Raw genomic sequence first — 23,343 nt, forward strand, 5'->3', positions numbered from 1 at the left:
AATTTTTAATCAATGAAAAATTTTATAACAGTTTTTATTCTTTCTTTTTTAGTGTTCTCCTGCAAAAGCCAGAAGCAGAAAAGCTCGGGCACCTATAGTTTATTTAATGGGAAAGACCTTTCGGGCTGGCATGTGGATGTTCCTGAAATGGATGAGGGGCCGCAGGCTCAAAATCCCTTTATTGTTCGGGATGGAATGTTGGTAAGCCTTGGTGATCCACGGGGGCATTTAATCACAGATGCTGAATATGAAAATTATAAACTGGATATAGAATACCGGTTTCCAGGTGAACCTGGAAACTGTGGTGTACTGGTTCACGCATCTACCCCACGTGCTTTATATGATATGTTCCCACAATCAATTGAAGTACAGATGATGCATGAGAATGCGGGTGATTTCTGGTGTATTGTAGAAAACCTTGAAGTGCCCAATATGGAAGAGCGTCGGGGTCCCAAAGAAAACTGGGGCATCACCGAAGGTAAGGAGCGGCGGATAAAGAATTTAACCGATGATTCTGAGAACCCTTTGGGGGAGTGGAATAATATGGTCGTTGAATGCCGTGGAGATACTATTAAAGTGTGGGTTAATGGTGACCTGGTCAATGAAGGTTTTAATTCAACAGCAAAAAGCGGTCATATCGCCTTGCAGGCAGAAGGAGCAGAAGTAGAATTCAAAAAAGTAGAATTGACTCACTTATAATATAAATCAAGAATACCAACCTATTGCTTATTTTAAAAAAATCGTAACATACAAAAATGAAATTTAGAGATAAGCTGTTGATTGTACTACTTCTGTTTTTTACAACAGTAGGATTTTCCCAACAGCAAGACCTGGAAAATTACACCCAGGAAATATCAGGATCTGATTTGGTTATCGAGATGGTAGCCATTCCTGCCGGAACATTCATAATGGGCAGTCCCAAGAAAGAAGAAAATCGCTTTGAAGATGAAGGTCCTGCGAACAAAGTGAAAATAGATGCTTTTTGGATGTCTAAATATGAAATCACCTGGGAGTTATACAATTTATTTGTGAACAGGGCGATAGATAATGTTGCTTCATCTTCAAAAGCTACTGATGTGGATATAGAGATAGATGCTGTTTCTGGTGCTACTATTCCCTATGTAGATATGAGCCTGGGTATGGGTACCGGGGAGGATATGCCGGTTGGTAATGTTACCCATTATGCAGCTTCTAAATTCTGTGAATGGCTTTCAGCAAAAACAGGCCATTTTTATCGACTGCCCACTGAGGCCGAGTGGGAATATGTTGCCCGGGCCGGGACCACCACAGCTTTTCATTTTGGAGATAATGTGGAGGAGTTGGAGTCATACGCCTGGTATTATAAAAATAGCGATGATTCCTATCATAAGGTAGGTCAAAAAAAACCGAATCCCTGGGGACTTTATGATATGTATGGAAATGTGGCGGAATGGACTTTGGATCAATACCTGCCCGAGGCCTACAGCAACAGAGAGTCCATTACAGAAAATCCGCTGGAAATTCCTGTAAAGGAATATCCGCGATCTGTCAGGGGAGGATCCTATTATGATGATGCTGAATTTCTTAGAAGCGCAGCACGCTTGGGGTCAATTGAAAACTGGAAAATGCGTGATCCCCAGTTCCCTAAAAGTAAATGGTGGAATACAGATGCTCCCTATGTGGGGTTCAGGGTTATTAGAGTTCCACATCCGCCTGAAATAACTGATTATGAAACATTTTGGGGTCCAAGATCCCTTTAACTTTAAAACAAGAATCATGAATAATTTTAAAAATAAACAGAAATCTATCTTACAGTCTTCCCGAAGAGATTTTTGTAAAAATACAGCCCTTTTTTCAGCGGGAATGTTGTTACCTGGTATGAAAATGAGCGCAATGGCCAATGTCTTTAATGATAAAACCTTAAAGCTTGCGGTGGTAGGTTGTGGAGGTAGGGGCACAGGAGCGGCTAACCAGGCTTTGAAAGCCGATGAGAATGTGGAGCTGGTGGCTATGGCCGATGCTTTTGAAGACAGGTTGAGCGGAAGTTTACAAAGCCTTCAAAAGGAATTTGAAGGAAGTAAAAGGGTAAACGTTCAGGATAAACATCGGTATGTAGGATTTGATGCTTATAAAAAGGCCATAGATCAGGCCGATGTGGTCATCTTGGCTACTCCACCGGGATTTAGGCCGTATCATTTTGAGTACGCCGTTAATGCAGGGAAACACGTATTTATGGAGAAACCAGTGGCTACCGATGTACCAGGAATAAAAAAAGTACTGGAAATGGCAAAGGTTGCCAAAGAAAATAAGCTGAATGTAGTAGTAGGTTTACAGCGCCGTTATCAGAACAACTATCTGGCAATTGCAGATAAGATTAAACAGAATGAAGCTGGGAAGATACTTTCTGGTCAGGTGTACTGGAACAGTGCTGGGGTTTGGGTAAATCCCAGAAAGGCGGGTCAGAGTGAAATGGAGTACCAAATGCGAAACTGGTATTATTTTAATTGGCTTTGCGGAGATCATATCCTAGAACAGCACATACATAATATAGATGTTGCTAACTGGTTTATTGGCGATTATCCCGTTTCTGCCCAGGGTATGGGTGGTCGTCTTGTAAGAACAGGGCCGGAGCACGGGGAGATTTTTGACCATCATTTTGTAGAATTTAAATATCCAAGTGGTGCTGTGATATCCAGCCAGTGCCGTCATCAACCTGGAACCTGGTCCAAAGTGGGAGAAGCCTTCCAGGGAACCAAAGGAACTATTGATATGAATGATGCAGGAGCAGCCAGCATCACAGATCTGGAAGGAAACAACATTTTTGAATATAGAAACCGCAGGGATCCCAATCCATACCAGGTAGAACACGATAAACTATTCGCTTCTATAAGAAACAACGAAGTAATTAGTGATGCGGAAAATGGCGCAAAAAGTACCATGACCGCCATTATGGGAAGAATGGCTACCTACTCGGGTCAAATAATTAACTGGGAAGAAGCCTTAAAATCAGATAAAGTCTTAATGCCAAAAGAGGTGACTTGGAAGTCTACTCCTCCTACTGCACCGGGAGAAGATGGATTATATCCTATCCCAACGCCAGGTGAAACAGATGTTGTTTGAAGAATGAGAAAGTGCGCAATCTAAAACAATTGCGCACTACTTTCAGAAATCAATTATCTTCTGATAACTCTAATAGGTGAATTTTAAAATCTTCACATTTAAAAAAATCAGGTGTAGTTTACAATTAGACAATAAAGTGCAAAATCTTAATGAGATAAAAAAGTAGAAATATTTTATCCCTGATTTTAGTATTGTTTTTTTTCTATGGCTCAAATTCTAAAAACTGAAAACCAGGGTGATTGGGGGACACATTCTAATGGAAAGGAACTGAACGACTGGATCGTCAAAATTAACCATCATTAAGCGGGAGATTATTATGTTTATATTTTTCGAGTAATGGATGTGGGGTACCTATTAGTTATGAAGATTAAAATGAATATAATGAACGCTATTGACATAATTTTACAAAGAACAATTTTCCTCCTATCATCTCAAGTTTATAAATAAATTTACAGATCAATGGATGCAAGATGCGCCTAGGTTCCTTAAAGCAATAGCGGGATTATTTTTTATTCCAAGATCGAACACATTTTTGAAAGAGCGGGATTGGCCTTTTCTGTAGAATACCAAATGTTAGCTGATGCAGGGGACTGGAATCTCAGGTCCACCAGAAATATGGGTTCCCCTGCTACTCTTCTAACACCGATGAATGGGGCGAATGGGTGATGGGCATGATGATTGTGTATGCGCATTTTCTGATTATCCACAAGGTCATTGGGAACACAATTTTAAATATACAAAAACTACAGATAGTAGGCGGTATGGTGAATGGTTATAACCTTGACCTGATAAAAGTGGCACTAACCGACCGAAATCACTGGCACATTTTGATCCGAGATATCCAACCGACAGAAGGTCAGAGTGTAAAGTTTAAGTATATAAAAATCAATAAGTTAGATTGTTAGGGAGGTTTTTTAAATCGAAAAATTTTAATCACCAATTTCTAGGCTTATGATTAGAAAAGTACTTCATATAGAAAGTAGTAATCTTTTTGAATCCGTAAAGGATCTAAGCCAGAGATCCTATATGTGATGGAAACGATATAAAAAAACCTTCAGAAGTTTTTTATATTGAAAGTTTACACTCATAATCCTATAGTTATTTTACCATTTTTTTGAAATAATCTACACTTTTCTCGATTTCCGGTAAGGAATTATCCCAGTTATGTTCATATTCAATAGAGAATAGTCCCCCAAACTTCTGGCGTTTCAGCTCTTTCAGCATCGCTTCTACGTCACTTATGCCAGTTCCCCAAGGCACATCATGGGCGTCTCTGCTTTTTTCGTTTAGATCTTTAAAGTGTAAGCTAGCAATTTGGCCTTCCAGCTTTTTTAAACTTTCTACTGGATTTAATCCAGAACGTATCCAATGTCCCACATCGGCACAAGCTTTAATATTTTCTCTGCCTTCCAAAGCTTCCAGTACTGTATTAGGGTGCCAATATGTGCTAGGTTTAGGATGATTGTGTAAAGCAACTTTAATATTGTATTCTCTTGCCAATCTATTAACCATATCCAGGTCTTCTTTTTCTGGTTCAGAGGTGATAATATCAATGCCCATATCCTGCGCAAATTCAAAAAGCTCTTTCCAATCTGCTTCGTTTTCCCCCGAAACCACACCATAAGCAACTAATTGAATACCTTTTGAATTTAACAGTTTCTTCACTTTTTTTTTGGTGTTGGCATTCATTCCGTAATGCATGGTGCCTTCTATGCTATTACCTATTTCTTGCCCAGGGTAAGCTTCTACATATTTTAAATCAATGCTGCTGATTTTATTCAGTGCTTCAGCAAAAGTGAAATTTTTAAATGTATAGGCCTGCGCACCCAATTTCCAATCCAACTCTTTATTAGAATTTTGTTGGGCAATAACCGGTTGTATGAGCAGCACCAGTAACAGTAGCAGTAAATTTATTTTTTTCATTTCTGTTTTTTAAAATATTAATAAAAACGTTTTAATTCAGTTAAATTTCTTTGGTTTAAATTCATATGGAAGTAGTAATAAATTGAATTTCTACCCTTTCTCAGAAATCATTTCTGCCGTTACTACTGTTCTAAAACCAAGATGTTCTTGAGATGAATCCAAAGAATTCCCCATCCTTGCTGTGGGGCGATAGCTTGCACAATAGGAGGTGTTGCATAAAAATGAACCCCCCTTTATTACTTTCTCCTGTATTTGTGGATTATTTGAATTATAAGGTTTTTCAGCACCCAATGGGTTTTTGGCTAATTCCTGTTCTGATTGTTCCTTATAATAATTCGCATTGTACCAATCCTGAGTCATTTCCCAAACATTTCCGGCCATATCATAAAGGCCATAGTTATTTGGAGGGTAGGATTTCACCGGAGCTTTATTTTCAAAACCATCTGCAACAGTATTTTCGTTTGGAAATTCTCCTTCCCAAGTATTGGCTTTTTTCGACAGTTCGGTTTCATCATCACCCCAGGAGAAGCGAGCATCTGTAAATCCTCCTTTAGCAGCATACTCCCATTCCGCTTCGGTGGGCAAACGCTTTCCAGCCCATTCACAATAAGCTACTGCATCTTCGTAAGTTATGTGAACAACAGGGTATTCATCTTTATTTTCAATACTACTTTTTGGTCCCTGAGGATGTTTCCAATTAGCTCCTATTTTCCACTCCCACCATTGTGAATAGTCATAAAGGTTGGGCACACTACTTTTTGTTTTTTTGAAAACTAAAGAGCCTGGCTGTAAAATAGAATCGTGGGGTTTAGGAGTGCCGGGAGGAAGTTGTTTTTTCATCTCTTCCCAATCAATTTCCCGTTCTGCCACGGTTATATAACCCGTCGCTTCTATAAATTTTTTGAATTTAGCATTTGTTACTTCAGTTTCATCCATAAAAAAACCATCAACAGCCACGGGATGGATAGGTTTTTCTTGTTTCATCGCCATATCATCTGATGATTCTGCACCCTGCTCAAATGTTCCTCCGGGTATCCATACCATCCCTTTTGGAGAAGTTATGTTAGCTGGAGGTTCTTTCAATAAATTCAAAGTCTCTTGATTTATTGAAATTTTATTCTTTGTAATATCTTGCAGTTTGTTTTCAGATTTTCTTTCCTGGCAGGAAAAAAATAGCCAAATTATTCCCAGAAGTATTGGTTGAATTTTCATTTCTATTCGATTTTATTCAAAAAATATGGATTTGTCTATTTTCAATAGGGAAATATCAACTATTTTATCGTTTTTTAAAAGTTTCCGATTTTGTTGTAGATGTTTTCGAATGAATAAAGTTTCTATACTAATAACAATTAACAAATAAAAAGTTCCTAATTATTTTAGGGTAATATAGTTTTTATCTTTAAAAGATAAATAGACATTTTGAAAAATTGAAACGAATAAATGCTTGATTATTTTTTTATTATCTATTACCAAATTTTCAAATATCTTTCTTTTAGCTATATTTAATAGTCTGAATAATTGAAGACTATGGATAAATTTATTCTTGAATCTGGAAAAGCACTGGCTAGACTAAGATCTGGAATAAATGATTTCATTGAAGATAAAATAGAGGGCAGTACTACTAATTTAATTCTTTTTATCCTTTCTTTTTTTATCCTTTTCGTTTTAAGTTTTAGTTTAATTTTTGGTCTCAAAACTATAATAGATGGTTACATCTATTTTCTGATCCTTCTTTTAATTTTGGTGGTGGTTTTAGTTTGGGCCGCCATATTCTACGAATCAAATAAGCATCTGGAGACCGATCGGCATAATTTTAAGGTGGAACCTATTAATAAATTTCGAATAAGGTTTGAATACATCAATCTCGATAGAGATTCTAAAGAGCAATTCTTTAGATTACTCAAAGGCCGAAAAGTTCAGGAGAAGATCAATTTCACTGTTGGGAATAAAAGCGGAGACTCCGCAAACCACAGAATTCTGTTTGTTTTATTTGATGAATTGTTAGTTGGTGGAGTTCAGGATTTCTCTGGAGAAAGGAAACGTGATTTTTTCCAATTATTGATGAATTCCTTTTTAATGAATAATGAACCGCTTAAAGAAAACACTTTAAAAACCAGTTTTTCCGCCTGGAAAAACGACCAGGAAAAAATAAATTCTCGAAACCAGCGAAAATTTATCCGTCAGATGCTGAATAAAGAATAATTATAGCATAACTCTCTTCTTATTTGAATTACTCTATTGATTTACAAGTATTTGCTTTCTTAAGTTTGTCCTGTACAAAAATGTAAAAGGCCTTTTACTCATTTCTAATTTTAACCATATAGTTATGAATGAGCAGGAACAAGTAGTGGGTTTATTGGAGGATATTAAAGTACTTCTGTCTCACACCAAAAAAGTAATGAACGTGGAAGACCTGGCTCAATATACAGGCCTTTCCAAAAGTAAGATCTATAAGCTTACGCATTTAAAACTAATCCCTACCGGCAATAATCCAAACATCCGTCAGAAGTTTTTTGATAAGGAAAAGATCGACGTCTGGCTCCTGGGGGAACCGGACCTATCCGATGCCTACCTGGAGGATCAGTTCAACAAGAACCTATTGAAGAACCGCAAGTAACCACTTGCTATTTACTCAACCTTTAAAAAACATTATAATGAAAAATTCATCCTATATCCGTGTGGGTACCAGTTACTACAAAATAGTAGTGATGCCCACAATTGCCGGGAACTTCAATGAAGTTTTAATCCCCTGGAATATCGAGACCTTACGACAGGATCACGGTAAAAGTTTTGTTGGAAGTATTAAAAAATATGAAGGCTTTACCTGTATTCCGAGTCATCTGGATTTTAAACAGGTACATCACGGTTTTTATAATACATACGCTCCCTTATCTACTTTGCCCAGTACCGGTAAAGTAGATTATTCACTACAGTTCGTTAAGCACATTTTCGGCAACCAATTCGAATTAGGCCTTGATTACCTGCAACTCTTGTATACAAAGCCCATCCAGATGTTGCCCATACTATGCCTGGTTTCTAAAGAACGGGTGACCGGAAAAACTACTTTTCTAAAATGGCTCAAAGCTATTTTTGAAAATAACCTGACTTATCTAACCAATGATAGTTTTAGCAGTCAGTTTAACACTGATTGGACGAACAAACTCCTTATCTGTATTGACGAGGTTTTATTTAACAGGGAGGAACTCACCGAACGAATTAAATACCTAAGTACAACCGACTTTAATAAACTGGAGGCTAAAGGTAAAGATAAGCGGGAGGTGGAATTCTTTGGGAAGTTTATCCTGTGTAGCAATAACGAAGATAATTTCATCAAGATCGATAGTGAGGAAACCCGTTTTTGGGTACTGAAAATTCCCAGTTTAAAAACCGAAGAGACTCATTTTTTAGACCACCTGAAATCAGAGATACCCGCTTTTCTGCACTATTTGCAACATCGAGAATTGTCTACAGACCATAAAACCCGAATGTGGTTCACCCCTGAGCAGATTAGGACCAATGCACTGGAGAACCTGATGCAGAACAACCGAAACCGCGTAGAAAAAGAATTGGCCAATATGATACTGGACGTTATGGAAACTTTTGACCTGGAGGAAGTTGAAATTTGTCCGTTGGATGCCTTGCAGATTTTAAATAGGACAAGGGTTAAAACCGATCTGACCCAATTGCGGCAAATATTAAAGAAGGACTGGAAGCTCACTAACCAGAATAATTCCCTGAAGTATCAAAAGCTATATATGTGGCAGGAAGGTGGCCTCGGGCTTATCGATGGCAAGGGGCGCTATTACACAGTCAAGAAATCATTCTTACTGCAATATTTTAGGGAAGATGTAGAGTGATGAATTGATGCGTAAATGATGACGCCGAAAAGCTGCTAACCCAGAGGCTTTAGGCGTGATTAGCCCGGAACTTAGCTAGAACAGTAAACAAACCCTCCAGGATATACTTTTATTATTTATTCTTTTTTTGATGAATGATGAGAGATAATAGTATAGCCCAGTGATAGCAAAGGTTTTGCCCCGCATCGTTTTGTCATCACTTTGTCATCAAAAATAAAACGATGCTGAAATTTGAATTGATTTGATGGAATTTGAAACGAAAACTGAAAAAAATGGAAAACTCAGAAACATCAAAAACCTGGGAAAAAGCCCGTAATATTTGCATCGTAAAAACGCTTGCAAAATTAGGGCACTTTCCCAGCAGGAAAACGGAAAAAGAAGCTTGGTTTCTGAGTCCCCTGCGGTCAGAAACGCAAGCCTCTTTTAGCGTCTCTTTAGTTAAAAACTTATGGTATGACTTCGGAATTGGAAAAGGTGGTTCTATCATAGACCTTACTATGGCAATGAAATCCTGCACTGTAAATGAAGCACTGGAATACTTAAAGAACGATACGGTGGCTTTTTCCTTTACCCCACCAAAGACTGCAGTTCGGTTGAGAGGGGTAGAAATTGGAATTCTGGATATTGAGCTTATTTACCTCCAGGGATTAATTGATTATCTGAAATCCCGCAATATTCCTCTGGATATTGGTAGGAAATACTGCAGCCAGATTTGGTATGGATGTCAAGGAAAACGATTTTTTGCAATCGGACTACAAAACCATTTGGGGGGCTGGGAGCTTCGAAATAAATACTTTAAAACCTCCAGCAGTCCAAAAACCTATTGCTTTATTCAAAACGGTTCAAGACAGTTGATAATTACGGAAGGGATATTTGACTTCCTGTCCCTGGTAACCCTCGAAGAAAACTTAGTACAAAATTCAGACTGCATCATTTTAAATTCCCTGACTTTTATAAAAAGGATGGAAACTTTGATGCCGAAATATGATCGGGTTTTACTGTACCTGGACAATGACACGGCAGGTAAAAAAGCCACTAGTTTACTTCGAAATCAATTTGATAATGTGATCGACTGTAGTGATTCCTACTCCGGATATGTAGATCTCAATGAAAAATTAATCAATGAAGGAATCTGAAAAAAACACAAAATTTAAAAAGAAAGTTAAGTGGGTAAGTAGTAAATGCCTTTCAGATAATTTCAGTTGAAAGGGAAAAGCAAGATGTGTCATTGTAATGACAATCTTGCTTTGCGCCCGATGGTTGCAAAGGTTTTAAAAGAAAAAAATGAAAAGGGAATACATCCAGGTTCGATGCTCAATCTACGAGAAGAAGCTGCTCCAAAGAAGGGCGGCTAGGGCAGGAATTTCCCTTTCAGAATACATTCGAGCTACGGCCTTTGATAGAAATATTGTAGAACGAATAACCCCGGAACAATTAGAGACTTACAAGATGCTGGTACAGTACAAGAACAATTTTACCCGCATTGGGAATATGTTTAAAAAACGGGATCAGAAGCTTACCAGGGAAGTGGAAGACCTGGCGAAAGAAATCAGGACGCATTTAAAAAACTTTAAAAAATGATAGGTAAAGGACACGCCGTCTCCGGTACCAGGGTTTCCATATCCTATGGCTGGAACCAGGATAAAGAGGCTGAAGTTGTGCTCAGAGAACACTTGGCCGGAGATACTCCCGCAGAGATAGCCGAAGAGTTTCGGATTATACAGTCGCAAAATGAGCGCTGCATTAAAAACACTCTAAGCTTTATCCTAAGCCCAACTATTGAAGATGGAAAGGACCTAAGCAAAAAAGAACTGGAAGATCTTGCTAAAAGGTTTTTAAAAGAAATGAACCTGCAAAACAACCAATCCATTGGATTTGTACATAGAGATAAAGCCCATACCCACGTTCATATTTATACTAACAGGATTGGTTTTGATGGCAAAGCATACAACGACAGCTTTATCGGAAAACGAAGCCAGATAGCTGCCGATAATGTTGCTAAAGAATTAGGACTTACAAGGGTTCGGGAAGTACAAAAGGAAAGACTTAATGAATTAAAGCACTTGCGACAAGAAATTAAAAATATACATGATCGGGTACTTCAGTCAAGACCAAGATCCATGGATGAATATATCAGTAAAATGAAAGCGCAAAAAGTAGATGTAATTCCCACCATCAATAAAGCGAATCAACTACAGGGGTTTCGGGTGGAATACAAAGGAGTAAACCTTAAAGCTAGTGAAGTACACCGGTCGATGAACGGGAATAGGTTAATCCCAACAATCTCGCAAAACCAGGGTTTAAGAAGGCTTATGGAAGCACCAAAAGACCTGCAAGTTTTAAATAAAACGGTACAATTAAGCGGTAACCTGTCAACCAAAATAGCTAAAGAGATTTTAAAAGGAATAGTAAAAACAGTAAGAGATACCGGTATAGGTATGGGATATTAAAATTTTAAGAGATGAAAAAACTAGATGAAATTATGGAACTGATGGCCGATGAAATGAAGGATTTCAAAACGGCAGTACTGGAGCTTCAAAAGCTTTCAGGACAACTGGTCAAGATGAGCATCCCCATCAGCACGGAAGCATTGGAAAAGAACCTGAACACATTCCTGCAAAAACAGGAATTGGAAAAGGAAAAAACAGATGAAATACAAAAGGAGATAGATCGGAAATTAAAAAACGCCAGAGTTATACCCAACTATTTGCTAATCCTTTTTGGAATCTCTGGAATTATTGGTCTGGGTTCAGTGGGGTATTTCGGGTATATCGCGAAAGAAAATGTAGAAGAAAATTTTGAAGTCTACCAGACGATTATGGAATCTCAGAATAAACATTATGAAGATTATTTTGCAGCATATCCGGAAATCCAGGAGGCATACTGCGAGTGGCTACAGGGATACCAGGGTTTGTAATGACAAATGGCCTGTAGCAAAAATTAGTAAATTTGCGTCAAATGCCCTGAAACCCCCAGTAAAACCGTCGAAATTTGCGGCAAAAAATTAGTAAAGTTTAGTGCAATTTTTTTAAATCGTTGTTGCAATGAGAGGAGATTACCAGTAAATGGCTTGAAAGACCCTGAAAACAGGCAAAAATTTACTGGTATTGTAAAAATAAGTAGGTTGCGCCCTATGCTGTTTTTACTTTACGCTTAACTTCCCGTACACTATAAAAACAGCATAGGATCCTGCGCAGGTTATGGTAGATATGGGGCAAGGTTGATATTCATATTGGCTTTTAACCCCATATTTCTATTTAGGGGATTGATAGGTTGAGTGCAAATCATCGCCATCAAAATAAAAAAGCTCCCCACACATAAAGAAGTTCTTTGCTCTCAACTTGGTCTCGATACATTTTTTGTTTTCACTATCGCTTTCGCAAAAACAATCGAACTAACGTTTAGTGCACGAGTTGGCTCCTCACCCCTTACGGTTTCCCGTAAAAGTCATATAGTTTTTAATTTATCTTTGGATTACCAGTATCTGAAGGTACCGCAAAAGAAAGATGTCGTGCTTAACTATGTTAAAAAATTTAACTAACTTTCCCGTTCAGTTTCTTCCCTACTGGATCCTGATTTTCATGACCAAGAATACAACCCCCATTTAATGGCAAAAGCAGACATTGATTTTGAAAAAGAACTCTGGGATGCAGCGAACGAATTACGCGGCGCGGTATCTGAGAATAACTATAAAAATTACATCCTTCCCCTTGTTTTCGTAAAGCACCTTAGCGAGCGCTATGAGGTGGTGCGCGAGGAATTGAAGGAGCAGCTTAATGATCCTGAATCTGATTATTACACTACAGATAAAGAAGAGATCAATTACGTTCTTGAAGACCGGGATGAATACCGCTCCCGAAATACCTTTAAAATTCCTGAAACCGCTTCCTGGCAATATTTGAAGGACAATGCCGAGCAGGATGATATCAAGGTGAAGGTGGATGATGCCTTTGATGTGATCCAGGAGCTTTTAACGGGCTATAACCCCCAACTGGTGAATATTTTGCCGCGAATTTTTGTGCGGAGTGAACTATCGCCAAAACAAACCGGCGGAATTATAAACCTGCTTTCCAAACCCAAATTTTCGGAAAAGGAAAATCCGGAAAGCGATATCCTGGGCCGTATCTATGAATATTACATCGGCCGATTTGCAATGGCTGAAGGTTCGGGTGCGGGGCAGTTCTTTACGCCGGGAAGTATCGTAAGGCTGCTGGTGGAATTGCTGGAACCTTACAAGGGGCGGATCTTTGATCCTGCCTGCGGAAGTGGTGGAATGTTCGTCCAGAGTTTAAAGTTCATCAAAGAACACGGCGGAAACAAAAAAGACATCGCAATCTATGGGCAGGAAATGACTGCACAAACTTTGAGATTGTGCCTGATGAACCTGATGCTGCGGGACCTTTCCTTTGATATTAAACTGGGAAATTCCTTGCTGGATGATAAATTCCCAAACCTGAAAGCCGACTATATTATTGCCAATCCGCCATTTAATGTGAGCAACTGGCACCCGGAGGACCTGCCCGATGGCGATCCCAGGTTATTTGGTCCCAAAGAAGAATTCACTACAGATGGCAGCGCCAATTATATGTGGATGCAAACCTTCTGGCAGCATTTAAGCGACACCGGGACTGCCGGAATTGTAATGGCCAACGGCGCGATGACCTCCAACAACAAAGGAGAGAAAAACGTGCGGCAGCATATGGTAGACAATTCTATGATAGATGCCATTGTTCGCCTGCCCGATAAGCTGTTCCTCACCACCGGAATCCCCGCCTGCCTTTTCATCCTGAGCAAAAACCGCGACGGAAAAGACGGCACCCACCGCGAGCGAAACAACGAGATCCTGTTCCTTGATGCCTCAAAAATGGGCACGATGGCCAGCCGAAAATTGCGGGTTTTTAGTGATGATGATATTAGCCGAATTGCAGAAACTTACCACAATTGGAGAAACCGCGACGGAATTTATGAGGATGTTGATGGGTTCTGCAAAGCGACGTCTTTGGAGGAAGTACAAAAGCAAGATTATAAATTAACTCCAGGTATTTATGTAGGAACTGAAGCTGAAGAAGACGACGGGATCCCTTTTGAAGAGAAAATGGAGGGGCTTAAAGCCCAATTATTAATGCAGTTTGAAAAAGGGGAAGAATTGAAGGAAAAGATTAAAGCGAATTTTGACAGAATAGTCTAGAAATAAAGTGGGTTATAAAACAGCTTCACCTGCTTATTTTTCTAAAGCGTTCATAATTTGTGAACAACCAGGAAAATTGAACAGTGAAGTAACGGCCGGTCCGAATAAACATTCATACTTTAATTAAGAAAGTAAAACAGTCAGATGGATAATTTTTTTAATAATAGCGAATATCTTGATAGAATGGTATTGAAACCATTAAGCCACCTTGCCACTAACTGGGAACTAAGATGGAATAAAGAAATGATGACGTACGAGACTGAAGGAGATAGTTTAGCTGATGATCTCAATAATTTAATTGAAGAAATAGGGAAAACCGATCCTCCACAACGTTATCACGATAATGAAGATGCGCTAGCTGAATATCTAAAAGAAAAAATGAACTGGAACATACAAAAGGTTGGAAATAGATGGAATTGTCCTGATTATGGAAGACTTTTAGAGCAAGGAGGTTTCGGAGATGTCAATGAAAGCCATTTAGTAAAAGCATCTGCAGGAAGAATTAAGGCTGCCATAAATTTTGGTCAACTAAATTTTGATGAAATGGAGGCTGGGCATCAGAAGATTTTATCGTTTGCTCTTTCATCGATTATTTATCATCGTGTAACTGTTTAAACCCATAGTGTAATAGTATAAAAACGATACTGAATCTTTATAGGGTTCGTCACATACAAGGCAGAAAAAATTCAGAATTGAAACTATGTTTAAGCAATTATTTAAATTATTTATCGAATCGAGTGAAGAATTTTTAAGGTCTGAAGTTGATTTAATATTGAGTGATGTAAGCGAAAGATGCCTGTGCGGTTCTCTAATGACAAAGATGAGATATAACTTGGATAACTCAATTTTCAATGAATATCATGCTGATATAGAATATAACAGGAATTTTGACGGAAGGATCAAAACAATAATTAATAATGAAATGAAGACTATTCCTGTTACCTGTGATATAATAATCCATAGCCGAGGAGAAATACAAAAGCAAGATAACTTGTTAGCGGTCGAAATGAAAAAAGCAAACGGGAAAGAAGAAGATAAACAGAAGGATAAAGAGCGATTAATGGCATTAACAAAATCCGGTAATGATTCTAACACGTATTCAATGGACGGAAGAACATTTCCTGAAAATGTCTGTGGGTATTTGCTCGGAGTTTTTTATGAAGTAGATATAGAAAATCGAATAGTCTTTTTTGAATATTATAAAGGAGGAGAATTATTTAGTAAATACCGTAAAAAATTTTAAGCCCAACATACAAATATATAGAAAAATGTTAGGACCCGTTATACGTCGAAACCCCTTACTTTTTTTTTCGCCGATGTCCTACGGCCAATTACACTCGCAAGCTCGCACTGTTTTCAAAGGAGACGTGGTGCCAATGCTGAAAAAACGAACACGAACTAAATAATTAGAATAAATGGAATTTTTCGGAATAGATTGGACAAAAAAACACATACTTAAGACTAGCACGAAACTTATCTGTACTTCCGAAGAAGAAGATTTATCAATTGATGAATTAAGACGTGAAGTAGAACCTTGGCTATCAGCCATATTTCAAAGCGAGCATTTGTCCGTTTTGATTGGTTCTGGTTTAACTAGTTCAGTTTCATTTGCAGCAGGTGTTAAGCCCCAAGAAATGTGGCGGCTTTCTCTTGAACACGAACTCAAGGATAAAATAAAAGCAAAAGCTGATAAATCTGCGGTTGAAATGAAACGTGGAGAAGCTAACATTGAAGACGATATTAGAGTTACCCTAGAGTTAATTAATGGACTTAGTATAATTGATGACCCTAGAGCTATTACATTAGCAAAAGAATTAAATGATAAACTTCGAGTTTTTATTTCTTCAATACTTTCAACTGAAAAGGAATTTTTTGATAAACTTCATAAAGAAGAAGCAGGAGCGATAAAGGCATTTAACCTATTAAAAAGTTTTGTTTTAAGCTTTACAAGTCGTTCAGCTTCTCGCGAACGTTTAAATCTATTTACTACAAATTATGATAGATTCATAGAATTAGCTTGTGATGAAACAGGTGTTTTATTACTTGATAGATTCAAAGGGAAAATACAACCGATTTTCAGAAATACACGATTAGAATTAGATTATCATTATAACCCGCCAGGTATAAGAGGAGAACCCAGATATGCAGAAGGTGTTGCAAGAATTACCAAACTTCACGGTTCCATTGATTGGTGTTTTGATAGTGATAGAATAATTAAAACATTATTGCCATTTGGGGCTGACGATAGTCATCCTGCTATTCCAAAAAATGTAACTGACCAAGTAGTAATTTATCCTAATTCATCTAAAGATTTAGAAACTGCTTTTTATCCTTATGCAGAGCTTTTTAGAGATTTTTCTTCTTCAATTTGTCAACCAAATTCGGTTATTATCACCTATGGCTATGGTTTTGGCGATAGTCATATTAACAGAGTTATTGAAGATATGATGAACATTCCTTCAACTCATTTAGTTGTTATTGCTTGGGATAAAAATAATGCTAAAGAAGGTAAAACACCTAATTATGGTTCAGGTAGAGATAGAATCATTAAATTTTTAGAAGACAAAAATTCAGCCCAATGTACCTTAATGATTGGTGAACATTTTGGGAGTTTGGAAAATCTAGTTGAACACTATTTGCCGAAATCAGCTATTGATAGATTAACGGTGAAAATGCAAAAAATAAAAGATAATAGAGGAGACAACAATGCTGGATTTGGAGAAGGCGAAACCGAACAAAAAACCCAAGTCTAATGAAATTACAGCAATTTGATTTTGACCATTTACGTAATTTAACTATCGGTACAGTAGACTATGTTTCACCCAATGAAATTAGAGTTGTATTAGATTTATCAGCACCTCAAAATACTGCATTGAATACTGGTGTTCCTACGTTATTTCCTAGAATTAATGGTTTTGTTCTTATACCAAATGAAAATGGAGCTTTGGTTGGCCTAATAAGTTGGCTTGGAGTAGAACATAGTCAATATCCAAAACGTAAAGGATTCAGAGATTTTGACTTGATTGATTTACCTTTTCCATTAAGAAAAATGTCAATTACACCAATGGGAACTCTAAAACAAATTGGCAAAATTGAAAACAAAGAATATCAACTCGAAAGAGGTGTTTATAGCTTCCCTTCTGTTGGCGATAGTGTTATTTTGCCATCAGATACACAACTTAAATCTATCGTAGAAAACAAAGAGAAAAATGCAAATGTAAAAATTGGAATCGCACCAATTGCGGGAAATGCTAATGTCAAAATAAACCCTGATAAGCTATTTGGAAGACATATAGCAATATTGGGTAATACAGGAAGTGGAAAATCTTGCAGTGTTGCAGGAGTAATACGATGGTCTTTGGAAGAAGCCTCAAAAAATTTAGAGGCTGGAAAAAAATTAAATTCAAGGTTCATTATTCTCGACCCAAATGGAGAATATACGGATGCATTTAATGATTTAAATTGTGAAGTAAAAAAATTTAAAGTAGAAATATCAGAAGAAGAGGCAGAAGTATTTAAGGAACTAAAAGTCCCTGCCTGGTTATGGAATAGCAATGAATGGAGTTCTTTTTCAAATGCTAGTGGCAGAACGCAAAAGCCAATATTGAAAAGAGCATTACGAGATTTACGTTCTGGTCATTCAGATAATACGGATGAATTTAACACAAAAATTAGAAGCTATTTTTCAAGCTGTTTAACTACCGTAAAACTAGATTTAAAAATTGGTGCTTCCTCATTTAAAACTGAATCTACAAAGTTTGGAAAAAAATTAAATAGCATATCAAATGATGCTTTACATTTTTCTAGCCAAGCAGAAGATGAACTAAAGCAACCACTAGAAAATACTTCTCAAACACTTGAAGCGATAATTAATAGGCATTTTAAAAGTTTTGTGAAAGCCGGTGAAACTATTACTTATTACGAAGATTTTGATGTTGCAGATGTAGAAGAAGCTATTGAGTTACTAGAAGAATTACTTGAGCCATTAGGTGGAGTTCTTGCATATACTGGACCTAACGAAGATACACCTGTTCCTTTTAACATTACCGATTTACCTGACCATATTGAACATTTAGGACAAGAAGCTGGTGTTATTCAATTTATTGATTTTTTAGTAATGAGAATGAGGACTATGCTCGCCGAAACAAGAATGAATTCTATAGTTGTTCAGAATGATAATATCACACTTGAAGATTGGCTAGAAAGCTATGTTGATGGTATCTCGATCATTGATCTTTCATTAGTTCCTTCAGATATTACTCATCTTGTTGTTTCTGTAATATCAAGAGTTGTATTTGACTCCTTACAAAGATACAGACGAACTAATAATAAACTTCTTCCCACCAACATAGTAATGGAAGAAGCTCATAATTTTATTAAAAGATATAATGAAGGTGGTGAAGAGATTTCAGCTTCTCAACTTTGTACGGAATCATTTGAGAGAATAGCAAGAGAAGGAAGAAAGTTTGGTTTAAGTCTTACACTTTCATCTCAACGACCATCAGAATTATCACCAACAGTTTTGTCGCAATGCAATACATTTTTGCTACATAGAATAGTAAACGACAGAGACCAAGAACTTGTGAAAAAACTAGTTCCTGACAATATCGGGGGATTATTAAAAGAACTTCCGATTTTACCCACCAGAAAAGCAATTTTATTAGGTTGGGCAACTCCAATTCCAATTCTAGTGAAAATAAATAATCTTAAAGAGGAACACCGGCCTAAATCAGAAGATCCGGATTTTTGGGATGTGTGGACTGGAAAATCTGAACGAAATGTAGATTGGAAATCATTGGCAGACGATTGGCAGAATGCTAATAAAAAAGAAGAGGAAGAATAAAGCATTGTGCACAACAAGGCTCAAGATGAATTGGCTTGCCTGTAGCTCAAAATGTGAAAAAATAAACAACAACTAATGCCCGAGAATTGGAAAACATATAAATTTTCAGAACTTTTTGAAACTGCTTCTGGTCTTTCTAAATCAAGAGATCAATTTGGTTTTGGAAGCCCTTTTTTGACATTCAAAGATGTATTTTACAATTATTTTATTCCGTCTAAACTTGGGGATTTAGCCAATACATCTGAAAAAGAGCAAATTCGAGGTTCAGTAAAACGTGGCGATATTTTCTTGACAAGGACAAGTGAAACGCTGCACGAACTGGGAATGAGTTCAGTCGCCCTGAAAGATTATCCTAATTCGACTTTTAATGGATTCTGTAAAAGGCTGCGGCAAAAAAAAGGTTCAGCAGTCAAAATTCATCCGGAGTTTATAGGTTACTTTTTAAGATCAAATAGCTTTAGGAATGAAGTTTCTCAGCACGCCACGATGACTACAAGGGCAAGCTTGAATAATACTTCTATTAGTTCTTTATCTGTTACTCTTCCACCTTTTGCTGAACAGGTCCAAATCGGTAAAATTCTAAAAACTTTAGACGATAAGATCGAGCTCAACCTCCAGATGAACAAAACGCTGGAAGAAATGGCGATGGTTTTATACAAGCATTGGTTTGTTGATTTTGGGCCTTTTCAGGATGGGGAGTTTGTAGAATCAGAATTGGGGGAAATTCCGAAGGGATGGGAAGTGAAAACATTAAATGAATTTGTAGAGGTAAAAAACGGTTATGCTTTTAAAGGCAAGGATTTTCAGGAAGAGGGAATTCCTGTACTTAAAATCAAAAACGTAAAAGCAGGAAAAATTCTACTCCGAAATTTGGCTTATGTCTCTGAAGAAATAGCAAAAAAAGCTTCAAGAGCAAAAATTGAATACGAAGATATTCTTATAACAATGACTGGGAATAGGCAAGGAGGAAATCCTGATACTTGGGTCGGTAAAGCAGCTTTGTTCTTGAGAAATGGGGAATATTATCTTAACCAAAGAGTAAGCATTTTAAAGGTAAAACCTGAAAGCTCTATTTCAAAGTTTTACCTAAGCACAATGCTTGCCACAGATGATTTTCAGTATTACTTCATCTCAAATTCTACAAGTTCAGGGGGACAGGCAAATATTTCCCCAGACCTTATATATAACACTCCTATTCTTGTTCCTCTAAAAGAAGAGATGGACAAATTTCATCAAATTGTATCTAATTTAGTGAACCAAATCTCCTTGAATGAAGTCGAAAATGATTCATTAACTCAACTCCGCGACACCCTACTACCAAAACTCATCAGCGGGGAAGTCCGCGTGAAAGATGCGGAGAAAACCTTAAGCGAAGTCTTATGACGCAAATGATCGAGATCACGGTGCAAAAGGCTGCCATAGAGTGCCTTCAGGAGTTGGGGTACACCTATAAAGAAGGCAATTCCCTGCAGCGGGATCTCAAGAAAGTGGTTTTGGAGGAGGATCTTCGGGAATTCTTAGTAAGCTCCTCTCCCGGCGTTCCGGCAACGGCCATTAATGAAGCACTTTCAGCTTTCACGCAGCACCAGGGAATGGATCTCGATCACCGCAACCGCGATTTTCATCTTAAAATGACCCAGGGGGTTTCCATTACCTGGAAAGATGCTTCGGGCAAAGAACAGGCCCGGCACCTCTACCCTATCAATTACAAGGAACCGGAGAAAAATACTTTTGTGTGTGCAGATGAAGTAAAGATCATTGGCAAGAACAGCCGGCGTACAGATCTGCTCGTTTTTATCAACGGACTTCCGCTCATTGTTTTTGAATTCAAGAATATGTTTGATCCCGAGGTGGGCGTTGAAAATGCGCACCGGCAAATTGGGCATTACTTTCAGGATATTCCGCAGCTGTTTGATTACAATGCTATCACGGTAGTTTCAGATGGGCTGGAAACCCTGCACGGGATGTACAATTCTTCCCTAAAGTGGTTTGCTCCGTGGAAAAATCTGCACGCCGACGACCTTCAGCAGCAACAGGAACTTCAGCTGGAGACTTTGCTGAAGGGATTATTTCCGAAGAAAACCTTATTAAATTACCTGCAAAACTTCATTTTCCACGAAGACCACAACGGGAAAATAATCAAGAAAGGCGCAAAATATCACCAGTACTGGGGCATCAAAAAAGCGGTGGACTCTGCGGTAGAAAATATAAAACCCAATGGTGACGGCCGGCTGGGAGTGATATGGCACACGCAGGGATCTGGCAAAAGCATTTCGATGGCCATCCTTACCGGGATCCTGCGGCAAATGCCCGAAATGAAAAATCCCACCATCCTCATTCAGGTAGACCGCAATGACCTGGACCAGCAACTCTATGAGAATTTTGTGCTGTGCAAAGACTTGGTGGGCCACGTACAACACGCCGACACCACAGATGAGCTGCGGGCCCTGCTGAGCACCGATGGCGGCGGGGTGATCTTTACCACCATTGAGAAATTTCGGTTAAAAGAACTGGCTTCGGGAAAAGAGCTTTCCCACCCTGTACTTTCTGAACGTACCAACCTTATCGTGATGGCAGATGAAGCCCACCGCACCCAGTACGGGTTTCATAGCGGCGGCTTTGCGCAGAACATAAGACGCGCCCTGCCCAATGCCTCCTTTATAGGCTTCACCGGAACTCCCGTAGATGGCAAAGATGCCGATACCCAACAGGTATTTGGCCCCACCATTCACACCTACGATATCAAACAGGCCGTGGAAGACGGCGCGACGGTGCCCATTTATTACGAGCCAAAAATGGTTCCGCTCAACATCAAAGCCAAATACGATAAGGAGCTGGATGAAATGGAGGAAGATGAGGACGAGGAAAACAATGCCGTTTGGGCCGCGATAGAAGATGCCGCCGGTGCTGAGGACCGCGTGGAAAGGGTTGCCAAAGACATTCTTACCCATTTCAAGGTCAGAACCGAAAGCCTGGAAGGCAAGGCGATGATCGTGTGTATGAGCCGCAAGAACTGCGTAAAAATGTACAACGCCCTCAGCGCGCTGGAAGGATGCCCTGAAATAGCTGTGATAATGACCGGAAACATCAGCAAAGATCCGCCGGAATGGAATCCTCACATACGCACCAAAGATGCGATGGAAGCCATTAAAAAGCGTTTCCGCACGCCCGAGGATCCGCTGCAGATTGTGATCGTTCGCGATATGTGGCTCACGGGCTTTGATGCCCCCTGCGCCCATACGATGTATGTGGATAAGATAATGAAGGGCCATAACCTGATGCAGGCCATTGCAAGGGTGAACAGAGTTTTTAAAGACAAACCCAACGGACTCGTAGTAGATTTTATAGGCATTTCCGGCTTTCTTGCCGAAGCCACCAAAAAATACACCGCCGGAGGCGGGGAAGGAAAACCCACTCTGGATCTTGAAGTCGCAGTGGAAATTTGTTTGGAGCAGTTGGAGAAAGTGAAGGAATTGATTGGTGAATTTTCTGCGGAAACAGTCAATTCAATGGCCGAAATGGACAGATTGAAATGGTGTAACAGTAAAGTGAATAGCCTTCTGAAATCTGATCCTGTTACTGATGCCTTTTTGCTCGAAGAGCGGAAGCTGGCAGAACTGGTGGCGATGACGAGTTCAGATCCGGGGGTTTGGGAGATACAGGAAGAGCTGGCGATCATTCAGAAGATCAGGCAACTCATAAGAAAGATCAAATTCCCTCCCGGTCCGCGCAGGGAGAAGAACGAAAAGATAAAAGACCTGATAAGCAAGTCCCTGGAATCGCAGGATATTGTAGACCTGGCAAAAATGTACAACCTTGATAAGATCGATATCTCCATAGTAGACGACAGGTTCCAGGCCATTGTAAAGGAAAAAGGCGACGAGAACATCAAAGTAGAATTGCTGCGCAGGATAATCAATGATGAAATAAGAGTGCGAATGCCAAAGAACATCCGCCGGATGCGCAAGCTAAAAGAAGAAATGGAGAAAGTACTGAGCAACTACCACAAAAATTCTTTGGATTCCATTGCTGCAATAAAACACCTTCTCGATCTCGCAAATGAATTTCAGCAGGATGACATCAGGACCAAACAACTCGGTTTAACTGAAGATGAACTGGCATTCTATGACCTGTTATCTGCCAACGAAAAGCTACTTAACCAAACCGGCCCCATCCAGGATCTGGTCCACAAAGTAGTAGATTCGGTAAAGAAAAACCTCCAACTCGACTGGACCAAAAAAGAAGACGCCCGCGCCGCCATTCGGTTAGCAGTAAAAAAAGAATTACGCGGCAAAGTGCCGTTTTCGGAACTGGATAATTTGCTGAAGGAAGTGATCGAACAGGCTGAGGGGCAGTATAGGGATTGGCCTTTGGAGGCCTAGTGAAGATATTGCGCCCCCTTCAGCATCCTGCTATACGGAATGCTAAATGTA

19 protein-coding genes are annotated in these 23,343 nt (G+C 38.8%); 17 read left to right on the forward strand and 2 right to left on the reverse strand.

The features are described from left to right. The first annotated feature begins 12 nt into the window (after positions 1 to 12). The 3 genes from J0871_RS04095 to J0871_RS04105 are packed head-to-tail and all read left to right on the forward strand — an operon-like array spanning position 13 to position 3,099. A complete protein-coding gene (locus tag J0871_RS04095; protein WP_208223633.1) occupies positions 13 to 699 on the forward strand; it encodes a DUF1080 domain-containing protein in 687 nt (228 codons plus the stop codon). A 56-nt stretch (positions 700 to 755) separates the two neighbouring features. Then, positions 756 to 1,739, forward strand: a complete 984-nt coding sequence (locus J0871_RS04100) for a formylglycine-generating enzyme family protein (protein ID WP_208223635.1) — start codon at positions 756 to 758, stop codon at positions 1,737 to 1,739. A 16-nt stretch (positions 1,740 to 1,755) separates the two neighbouring features. Then, entirely contained in the window at positions 1,756 to 3,099 is a 1,344-nt protein-coding gene (locus tag J0871_RS04105) for a Gfo/Idh/MocA family oxidoreductase (protein ID WP_208223637.1), read from the forward strand. A gap of 1,098 nt (positions 3,100 to 4,197) precedes the next feature. Here the strand turns inward: J0871_RS04105 and J0871_RS04110 are convergent. After that, positions 4,198 to 5,022 (reverse strand): sugar phosphate isomerase/epimerase, encoded by an 825-nt coding sequence (locus J0871_RS04110; protein ID WP_208223638.1) that lies wholly within the window; start codon positions 5,020 to 5,022, stop codon positions 4,198 to 4,200. Positions 5,023 to 5,112: 90 nt separating this feature from the next. Continuing rightward, positions 5,113 to 6,234, reverse strand: a complete 1,122-nt coding sequence (locus tag J0871_RS04115; protein WP_208223640.1) for a formylglycine-generating enzyme family protein — start codon at positions 6,232 to 6,234, stop codon at positions 5,113 to 5,115. Positions 6,235 to 6,549: 315 nt separating this feature from the next. Between J0871_RS04115 and J0871_RS04120 the strand changes: the two genes are divergently transcribed. The 14 genes from J0871_RS04120 (at position 6,550) to J0871_RS04185 (ending at position 23,292) form a co-directional block, all read left to right on the forward strand. After that, positions 6,550 to 7,224: a hypothetical protein gene (locus J0871_RS04120; RefSeq protein WP_208223641.1), complete on the forward strand. Its 675-nt coding sequence runs from the start codon at positions 6,550 to 6,552 to the stop codon at positions 7,222 to 7,224. Between the two features lie 124 nt (positions 7,225 to 7,348). After that, entirely contained in the window at positions 7,349 to 7,639 is a 291-nt protein-coding gene (locus tag J0871_RS04125; RefSeq protein WP_208223643.1) for a helix-turn-helix domain-containing protein, read from the forward strand. Between the two features lie 37 nt (positions 7,640 to 7,676). Next, positions 7,677 to 8,879: a primase-helicase family protein gene (locus tag J0871_RS04130; RefSeq protein ID WP_208223645.1), complete on the forward strand. Its 1,203-nt coding sequence runs from the start codon at positions 7,677 to 7,679 to the stop codon at positions 8,877 to 8,879. A 272-nt stretch (positions 8,880 to 9,151) separates the two neighbouring features. Further along, positions 9,152 to 10,015: a toprim domain-containing protein gene (locus tag J0871_RS04135; RefSeq protein ID WP_208223647.1), complete on the forward strand. Its 864-nt coding sequence runs from the start codon at positions 9,152 to 9,154 to the stop codon at positions 10,013 to 10,015. Positions 10,016 to 10,163: 148 nt separating this feature from the next. Next, positions 10,164 to 10,460, forward strand: a complete 297-nt coding sequence (gene mbpA / locus J0871_RS04140; RefSeq protein ID WP_208223649.1) for a mobilization protein MbpA — start codon at positions 10,164 to 10,166, stop codon at positions 10,458 to 10,460. Beyond that, complete coding sequence (locus tag J0871_RS04145; RefSeq protein ID WP_208223651.1) at positions 10,457 to 11,329, forward strand: relaxase/mobilization nuclease domain-containing protein; 873 nt, start codon at positions 10,457 to 10,459, stop codon at positions 11,327 to 11,329. Before mbpA ends, J0871_RS04145 begins: the two co-directional genes overlap by 4 nt. 11 nt (positions 11,330 to 11,340) lie before the next feature. Continuing rightward, positions 11,341 to 11,796, forward strand: a complete 456-nt coding sequence (locus J0871_RS04150) for a DUF6730 family protein (RefSeq protein ID WP_208223653.1) — start codon at positions 11,341 to 11,343, stop codon at positions 11,794 to 11,796. A 690-nt stretch (positions 11,797 to 12,486) separates the two neighbouring features. Beyond that, positions 12,487 to 14,067: a class I SAM-dependent DNA methyltransferase gene (locus J0871_RS04155; protein WP_208223655.1), complete on the forward strand. Its 1,581-nt coding sequence runs from the start codon at positions 12,487 to 12,489 to the stop codon at positions 14,065 to 14,067. A 183-nt stretch (positions 14,068 to 14,250) separates the two neighbouring features. Continuing rightward, a complete protein-coding gene (locus tag J0871_RS04160) occupies positions 14,251 to 14,682 on the forward strand; it encodes a hypothetical protein (RefSeq protein ID WP_208223657.1) in 432 nt (143 codons plus the stop codon). Positions 14,683 to 14,767: 85 nt separating this feature from the next. Beyond that, the gene (locus J0871_RS04165; protein ID WP_208223659.1) at positions 14,768 to 15,310 is read left to right on the forward strand and encodes a hypothetical protein; all 543 of its coding nucleotides are present in this window, start codon (positions 14,768 to 14,770) and stop codon (positions 15,308 to 15,310) included. 172 nt (positions 15,311 to 15,482) lie between these two features. After that, positions 15,483 to 16,820 (forward strand): SIR2 family protein, encoded by a 1,338-nt coding sequence (locus J0871_RS04170; RefSeq protein WP_208223661.1) that lies wholly within the window; start codon positions 15,483 to 15,485, stop codon positions 16,818 to 16,820. After that, positions 16,820 to 18,910 carry an ATP-binding protein gene (locus J0871_RS04175; RefSeq protein WP_208223663.1) on the forward strand — a complete coding sequence of 697 codons (2,091 nt, stop codon included), beginning with the start codon at positions 16,820 to 16,822 and terminating at the stop codon, positions 18,908 to 18,910. Before J0871_RS04170 ends, J0871_RS04175 begins: the two co-directional genes overlap by 1 nt. Positions 18,911 to 18,985: 75 nt before the next feature. Then, entirely contained in the window at positions 18,986 to 20,293 is a 1,308-nt protein-coding gene (locus J0871_RS04180) for a restriction endonuclease subunit S (protein ID WP_208223664.1), read from the forward strand. Then, the gene (locus J0871_RS04185; protein ID WP_208223665.1) at positions 20,290 to 23,292 is read left to right on the forward strand and encodes a type I restriction endonuclease subunit R; all 3,003 of its coding nucleotides are present in this window, start codon (positions 20,290 to 20,292) and stop codon (positions 23,290 to 23,292) included. Before J0871_RS04180 ends, J0871_RS04185 begins: the two co-directional genes overlap by 4 nt. Positions 23,293 to 23,343: the final 51 nt, after the last annotated feature.

The organism is Salegentibacter sp. BDJ18 (assembly GCF_017579965.1).
Lineage (GTDB): Bacteria > Bacteroidota > Bacteroidia > Flavobacteriales > Flavobacteriaceae > Salegentibacter.

Coding starts and splice junctions, on each gene's coding strand:
- J0871_RS04095 (WP_208223633.1), top strand. CDS start 13: ATGAAAAATTTTATAACAGTTTTTATTCTTTCTTTTTTAGTGTTCTCC.
- J0871_RS04100 (WP_208223635.1), top strand. CDS start 756: ATGAAATTTAGAGATAAGCTGTTGATTGTACTACTTCTGTTTTTTACA.
- J0871_RS04105 (WP_208223637.1), top strand. CDS start 1,756: ATGAATAATTTTAAAAATAAACAGAAATCTATCTTACAGTCTTCCCGA.
- J0871_RS04110 (WP_208223638.1), bottom strand. CDS start 5,022: ATGAAAAAAATAAATTTACTGCTACTGTTACTGGTGCTGCTCATACAA.
- J0871_RS04115 (WP_208223640.1), bottom strand. CDS start 6,234: ATGAAAATTCAACCAATACTTCTGGGAATAATTTGGCTATTTTTTTCC.
- J0871_RS04120 (WP_208223641.1), top strand. CDS start 6,550: ATGGATAAATTTATTCTTGAATCTGGAAAAGCACTGGCTAGACTAAGA.
- J0871_RS04125 (WP_208223643.1), top strand. CDS start 7,349: ATGAATGAGCAGGAACAAGTAGTGGGTTTATTGGAGGATATTAAAGTA.
- J0871_RS04130 (WP_208223645.1), top strand. CDS start 7,677: ATGAAAAATTCATCCTATATCCGTGTGGGTACCAGTTACTACAAAATA.
- J0871_RS04135 (WP_208223647.1), top strand. CDS start 9,152: ATGGAAAACTCAGAAACATCAAAAACCTGGGAAAAAGCCCGTAATATT.
- mbpA (WP_208223649.1), top strand. CDS start 10,164: ATGAAAAGGGAATACATCCAGGTTCGATGCTCAATCTACGAGAAGAAG.
- J0871_RS04145 (WP_208223651.1), top strand. CDS start 10,457: ATGATAGGTAAAGGACACGCCGTCTCCGGTACCAGGGTTTCCATATCC.
- J0871_RS04150 (WP_208223653.1), top strand. CDS start 11,341: ATGAAAAAACTAGATGAAATTATGGAACTGATGGCCGATGAAATGAAG.
- J0871_RS04155 (WP_208223655.1), top strand. CDS start 12,487: ATGGCAAAAGCAGACATTGATTTTGAAAAAGAACTCTGGGATGCAGCG.
- J0871_RS04160 (WP_208223657.1), top strand. CDS start 14,251: ATGGTATTGAAACCATTAAGCCACCTTGCCACTAACTGGGAACTAAGA.
- J0871_RS04165 (WP_208223659.1), top strand. CDS start 14,768: ATGTTTAAGCAATTATTTAAATTATTTATCGAATCGAGTGAAGAATTT.
- J0871_RS04170 (WP_208223661.1), top strand. CDS start 15,483: ATGGAATTTTTCGGAATAGATTGGACAAAAAAACACATACTTAAGACT.
- J0871_RS04175 (WP_208223663.1), top strand. CDS start 16,820: ATGAAATTACAGCAATTTGATTTTGACCATTTACGTAATTTAACTATC.
- J0871_RS04180 (WP_208223664.1), top strand. CDS start 18,986: ATGCCCGAGAATTGGAAAACATATAAATTTTCAGAACTTTTTGAAACT.
- J0871_RS04185 (WP_208223665.1), top strand. CDS start 20,290: ATGACGCAAATGATCGAGATCACGGTGCAAAAGGCTGCCATAGAGTGC.